Origin of the sequence: Erwinia sp. MYb416 (assembly GCF_037479575.1) — a bacterium.
GTDB classification, from domain to species: Bacteria; Pseudomonadota; Gammaproteobacteria; order Enterobacterales; family Enterobacteriaceae; genus Erwinia; species Erwinia rhapontici.
Genome location: NZ_JBBGYT010000392.1, coordinates 1 through 987, shown reverse-complemented (window position 1 = coordinate 987; position 987 = coordinate 1). Strand labels below are relative to the sequence as shown.

At 40.9% G+C, this 987-nt stretch carries 1 protein-coding gene; it reads right to left on the bottom strand.

Going from position 1 to position 987, the window contains the following annotated elements:
* Positions 1-172: 172 nt before the first annotated feature.
* Positions 173-987 (bottom strand): GlcNAc-transferase family protein (locus WH277_RS05520; protein WP_339504890.1); only part of this gene is annotated, 815 nt, incomplete at its 5' end.

The following is a 987-nucleotide window of genomic DNA, read 5'->3' as shown; positions in this document are numbered from 1 at the left end:
ATATTATACTCTTGATTTTCAGGATCACGAAAACGCATTACGTTAACCGTGACATCAACAACAGGAATATCAGTGAGGAAACTGCCCTCTAACGTTTGATAAGTAATCATTTGATAACTCGCTTGTTAAATAATAAAAAATGTGATGTTTTTTGTTAAAAAAGAAAAAATCGCTACCATGCTTCCTCGACTACCTCCCCCCACCCAACACTGTCGATGAATGGGCTAATACGAACAGAATGAGGGTTGAGAATTTCTTCAGATGTGAAATCAAGCGATAGTGAAAAACTACCATCTTCCGAATTTGAAATTTTCTCATTTATTTCATCACTATAGAGAGTTTGCTGCTCGAGCAGCGTGTTATTTTCAGTATAGACGCCGACATACCAGTAAAGAGCATCCGCGCCTAGCGTAGTAATTTTGAATGAGTCAAATTTGATCGTCTTTTTATATACACCGACAAGCAATGAGCGCCAAATACCTTCAATTAATTCACCGTTGGAGAAATAAGCCTTATGCTCATCGCCGATAACATCCGGATGAACCATGCAACGAGAAAAATCCACACCAGCTCTTCTCTCGAAATCACTCAGGCTGCGCTGCTTACCAAGACAGTAAATGCCATGATCACACTGCTCAGTGGTCTTATGGCCCAGTAAGGTTTTGACTCTGTTCTTAGATATGGCGTCTCTTTCCCACCAGGCTTGATCAATACTGCCTTTAGTTTTTGCCTCATTGCCATGATCTGTCCAGACTTTGACATGGTCTTTTCTGCCGTAAAAATGCCATAGCAATACTTTTTGAGGGTGGAAGATGTCATAACCGTGAGTAAATGCCCTGACTGCCATGGCTATTTCTTCACCCTCAAAAAATATCTGAGGATCATTAGGAACTTCTGTAACAAAGCTCCCTAATGAAAAAATAAATCCTCCAGCAAGATAACTTCCTCTGACCGGGTAAGTCACGTCTTCGGCCATCACATAAGGGC